This is a genomic window from Vibrio sp. S234-5, from assembly GCF_000960595.1.
Lineage (GTDB): Bacteria > Pseudomonadota > Gammaproteobacteria > Enterobacterales > Vibrionaceae > Vibrio.
This window is the reverse complement of the sequence record NZ_JZAM01000152.1, coordinates 1-4650: the sequence shown is the minus strand read 5'-3', so window position 1 is coordinate 4650 and position 4650 is coordinate 1. Positions and strand designations below refer to the sequence as shown.

8 protein-coding genes are annotated in these 4650 nt (G+C 40.2%); 1 reads left to right on the top strand and 7 read right to left on the bottom strand.

Going from position 1 to position 4650, the window contains the following annotated elements:
- On the top strand, positions 1–124 hold a 124-nt coding region (locus UF06_RS25760), incomplete at its 5' end, for a transposase (protein ID WP_139046285.1).
- 492 nt (positions 125–616) lie between these two features.
- On the opposite strand, the gene UF06_RS28295 is transcribed toward UF06_RS25760, so the two are convergent.
- The 7 genes from UF06_RS28295 to UF06_RS28290 all read right to left on the bottom strand — a co-directional run.
- Positions 617–757, bottom strand: coding sequence for a DUF3265 domain-containing protein (locus UF06_RS28295; protein WP_082069601.1), 141 nt, complete (start codon positions 755–757; stop codon positions 617–619).
- 453 nt (positions 758–1210) lie between these two features.
- The gene (locus tag UF06_RS06525) at positions 1211–2047 is read right to left on the bottom strand and encodes a hypothetical protein (protein WP_045569724.1); all 837 of its coding nucleotides are present in this window, start codon (positions 2045–2047) and stop codon (positions 1211–1213) included.
- Between the two features lie 25 nt (positions 2048–2072).
- Positions 2073–2213 (bottom strand): DUF3265 domain-containing protein, encoded by a 141-nt coding sequence (locus UF06_RS23855; RefSeq protein WP_082069596.1) that lies wholly within the window; start codon positions 2211–2213, stop codon positions 2073–2075.
- The gene (locus tag UF06_RS06520) at positions 2204–2710 is read right to left on the bottom strand and encodes a GNAT family N-acetyltransferase (protein WP_045569723.1); all 507 of its coding nucleotides are present in this window, start codon (positions 2708–2710) and stop codon (positions 2204–2206) included. Before UF06_RS06520 ends, UF06_RS23855 begins: the two co-directional genes overlap by 10 nt.
- Before the next feature lie 151 nt (positions 2711–2861).
- Positions 2862–3395: a hypothetical protein gene (locus tag UF06_RS06515; RefSeq protein ID WP_045569722.1), complete on the bottom strand. Its 534-nt coding sequence runs from the start codon at positions 3393–3395 to the stop codon at positions 2862–2864.
- 604 nt (positions 3396–3999) lie between these two features.
- Positions 4000–4503: a hypothetical protein gene (locus UF06_RS06510; RefSeq protein ID WP_045569721.1), complete on the bottom strand. Its 504-nt coding sequence runs from the start codon at positions 4501–4503 to the stop codon at positions 4000–4002.
- A partial coding sequence (locus UF06_RS28290; protein WP_139046284.1) for a DUF3265 domain-containing protein occupies positions 4467–4650 on the bottom strand: 184 nt, incomplete at its 5' end. The genes UF06_RS28290 and UF06_RS06510, both read right to left, overlap by 37 nt.

Genomic DNA, 4650 nt, shown 5'->3' with positions numbered 1-4650 from the left:
CTTAGAGGGTGTGAACAACCGAATAAAGACGCTGAACAAAGTCGCCTATGGGTATCGTGATTGGGAATTTTTTGAGTTAAAAATCAAAGCCAGTCATGAGGCGAAGTATCGATTTTCCGGATGAACCTTATTTCCATGAACTTACCTATAAACCTAACGCCCGGTTAAGGGGCAGCCAACGCCACTGACAACTTAACGCATAACACCGTAACCACAAAAACCAACGCATGATAAAAATGCCGCGCGTTGGCTGTCCCTCTTGAACCGTTTGTTATGTTTAAGCTTCAATGACTTACGTTTTACCCAAACCAAGATTAACTCGGTTTTGACTGACAAACAAAAGCCAAGACCTGAAAAACTGAAACGACTCATAGATTTGAAAAACAGACTTTGAATTTCGGCAATTCAAGCCCAAAAACCTGTGATCAAAATATTGATTGAGCCAGCCGAACCAACCTCGCGCTTACTCGAAAATCGACTGAGGCAATTCTCTGAATTTCCAGCGCCAAAGAATAGATGTCCAGAAAGCAGCGCCAGACGAAGCAAACTTGCCGACAAACACAAAACCAACAAGCCGAGGGAGCAAGAAAAGATGCAACCAACGGATTTTTGGTGATTAAACATAACGCCGCGTTAAGGGGTGAGTGCCGCCTAAACCAACTTTCCGTATACCACTTTCACCACCAAAATCACCGCATACCAAAAATGCCACGCGGCACGAATCCCTCTTTAACGCTTTGTTATGTTTAAGCTTCAAGGGCTTACGTTTTACCAACACCAAGATTAACTCAGCGTTGACTCACAAACAAAAGCCAAAACCTAAAAAACTGAAATGACTCATAAATTTGAAAAACAGACTTCGAATTTTGGCAATTCAACCCCAAAAACTTGTGGTCGAAATACTGATTGAGCCAGCCGCACCAACCTCGCGCTTACTCGAAAATTGACTGAGGCAATTCTCTGAATTTCCAGCGCCAAAGAATAAATGTCCGGAAAACAGCGCCAAACGAAGCCAACTTGCCGACAAAAACAAAACCAAAAAGCCGAATGAGCAATGAAAAGATGCAACCAACTGATTTTAGGTGATTAAACATAACGCCCTGTTAAGGTGTGAGCAACGCAATACCGAAGCCACCGCATACCACCTTAAACACTAAACCCAGCGCATAGTAAAAATGCCACGCGTTGCGAATCACTCTTAAACAGTTTGTTAAATTGATTTTTCGATCGCCAACCTCAAGACTTTTGCACCTTTTTCGGTCAATTTCCCTGCACTAACTAAGTCATGCTGTGTCATAAAGTCGATGTCTCCAGATGTAATCATTTCTTCGTCGACTACATCTTTAAAATGGCGGTTAAGAATACGTATTGGGGCGTTAATATATTTTGAACTAAAACGCCCTTCTATTCGATTTGCCAAGTAAGATATAAAATCTTGAGGAACATCAGAAATATCACTTTGTACTCGATTAATATCTCTTTGTAGCCTTCTAAGCTCTTGTTTTGAACGGTCTAATTCTTTGCCACTCTGCTCAAGCTGAGATATTACTTGTTCTTTTTCATCGTCTGCAATTCTTGCTTTTTCAATGAGGTTTAAAATGACCTTATTCATTTCCTTTTCTTGTTCTTTAATGTGTTCTTTTTCTTTCTTTTCTTCTTCCTTTGCGCGGTCAACATCAAAGGGCATTTTGTCAAACTTGTCACGCAAACCCGTATATCCATCGTCAATGTGTTTCAGTTTTTCACCAAAACCTGACTCAATACGCCCTAAAATTTCAGATATCTCTTTAGTAAATTTGTATGAGTTGTCATAAAACATGTTAGATGTATCAGTTGCTTTGAAATAAAAAGCAACGGATAGAGCTATAGCAAAGCAAGCCAGTAAAACAGACAGTAAGTCTGTGAAACTAAACGACTCAAGCGTTATAGAGATGTCTGCGCCAAGAAGCTTCCATGTAGCTATTACAAGAATAGCAACGATTAAAATATCTCTAATGTTTACAAGTGTCAGAAATCCTTTGTTCGAGTTATTTTCTTCTTTACTCATTTAGTTTGAAACCTCATCAATCAATTTAACGCCGCGTTAAGGGGTGAGTGCCGCTTAAACCAACTTCCCGCAGATCACTTTCACCACAAAAATCACCGCAAACCAAAAATGCCACGCGGCATGAATCCCGCTTAAACGCCTTGTTATGTAACAATTTTACACGTATTGATAGACATGGTCTGCGTACAAATTACCACCGATTTCATAAGCTTGAGGCACTATCCTATCGAGTACAAAACCCACTTTTGTAAGTACCTTTTCGGAACCAATGTTACCCTCAGTGACAACTGCACTGTATTTATCGATGCCAAACTCTGACATTGAATAATTTATGAGAGCTTGCAGTGACTCTGTACCATACCCGAGTCCATGATATTCGGGCAAAAACATAAACCCAACTTCAGCAACAGAATCGTTAACACAAAAACCTGTTATACCTACTGCTTTGTCCGTTTTGGACTCGACAACAACTAAACATAGCCAATGCTTCGACTTTACAAACCATGGTACTAATCGAGATTTAAATTTACTCTCAATTTCTGACTTTGGCAGTTCATCGAAACAAAGTGAAATAACACTTGGATTCGTATGGAGTTGCAGAAATAAAGGCCAGTCATTTTCCGATAATGGCTTCATCCGCAGCCTTTCAGATACTACTTCCATTTGGCTGAACTCTCCTTGTTACATAACGCCCAATTAAGGTGTGAGGCACGCAATAACGATGCTTCCGCATAACACCTTAATCACTAGAACCGACGCATAGTAAAAATGCCACGCGTGCCGAATCACGCTTAAATTGTTTGTTATAAGCGTGCTAAATTGCGAAATGTAGCAGTATTTTAGAGGCCCGTTCACTGCATACCTCAGATTGCTTTGCCCGTACGGAAAATTCATCAGAAAATTTGGCGATAGCGTTTAAAAAATCTATTACCAGAAGATCAATATTGACACCGATTGCTTTACCTTGACCAATATCCTTTGATGCAACCATAAATGCCTCAACGACAGGATGTTGGGGAGGACCACTAATGTACTGGATTTCTCTAACTTTATTAGCTTTTGATAGATCTGAAGTTGAAGTGTGGGTATGTAAGACAGCACACCTAGCCCCCCAAAGATCATCTGCATTACACTCAAGTGCATCATCTTCCAGCATATATTTGTTCACCCAAGACTTGAATGTGTTACCAGTTGCTTTATCTTGAAAATCCGGAGCATCCAAAAGCCCACATGCATCAATTGTGGAGTAAATGATTGTTAACGCTTGCCCCATAAACTTGTTTTGATGCAATAAATCTACAGATTCGATAACTGAAAGAAAATATTTATCAATATTTGAATGATCCATAATACTCTCCTAGCTTATAACGCCCGGTTAAGGGGCAGCCAACGCAATTACCAAGCTTCCGCATAACACCGTAACCACAAAAACCAATGTATGATAAAAATGCCGCGCGTTGGCTGTCCCTCTTGAACCGTTTGTTATGTTTAAGCTTCAATGACTTACGTTTTACTAAAACCAAGATTAACTCAGCTTTGACTCACAAACAAAAGCCAAGACCTAAAAAACTGAAATGACTCATAGAATTGAAAAACAGACTTCGAATTTTGGCAGTTCAAGCCCAAAAAACTTGTGGTCAAAATACTGATTGAGCCAGCCGCCCTAACCTCGCGCTTACTCGAAAATTGACTGAGGCAATTCTCTGAATTTCCAGCGCCAAAGAATGAATGTCCGGAAAACAGCGCCAAACGAAACCAACTTGCCGACAAGCACAAAACCAACAAGCCAAGGGAGTAAAGAAAAGATACAACCAACTGATTTTGCGTGATTAAACATAACGCCCGCTTAAGGGGCAGACAACGCTACTGCTAACTTTCCGCATAACACCGTAATCACAAAAATCAACGCATTAAAAAATGCTGCGCGTTGGCTGTCCCTCTTGAAGCGTTTGTTATAGCCTTTTCTTAACCGAGATCTCAGCCATAAAAAATTGAGCTGCCTCATTAAGAACTTCTACTACAGACTCTCCATTTCGGACATTCTCATCCAGCGGAAATATCCAGTCAAAAAAAGCAACTTGATCGTTATCTATAACTTGATTTAACCCACTCTGAATCTCAGCAGATGTAAGTGGCGTCTTTTGAGAATTTCCCTTCTTAAAAGCATGGCCAATATAAGTACTCCTAAACGAGTACATTTTCCTATTCTCAATTTCCTTTTTTATGTTTCTAATTTTAACTAATAAGTGATCTGGCAATTGCTTGAACTCCAAACCATAGTGACAATACACCTCATCAAATCTACATAGAGAAATTACAATCTGTGATAAACACATGCGATTTACTGGCATGTACAATTCACTAGCAACTTCTTCTACAAACACTTGGCTTGGAGCAAGCAGGTCAGTCACAATATCAATTAATAACCACTGCAACTCTTCAAATCTAGAAGCCATATGTGAAACTCCTGTAGGCTATAACGCCGCGTTAAGGGGTGAGTGCCGCACAAACCAACTTTCCGCAGACCACTTTCACCACAAAAATCACCGCATACCAAAAATGCCACGCGGCACGAATCCCTCTTGAACGCTTTGTTATGTTTA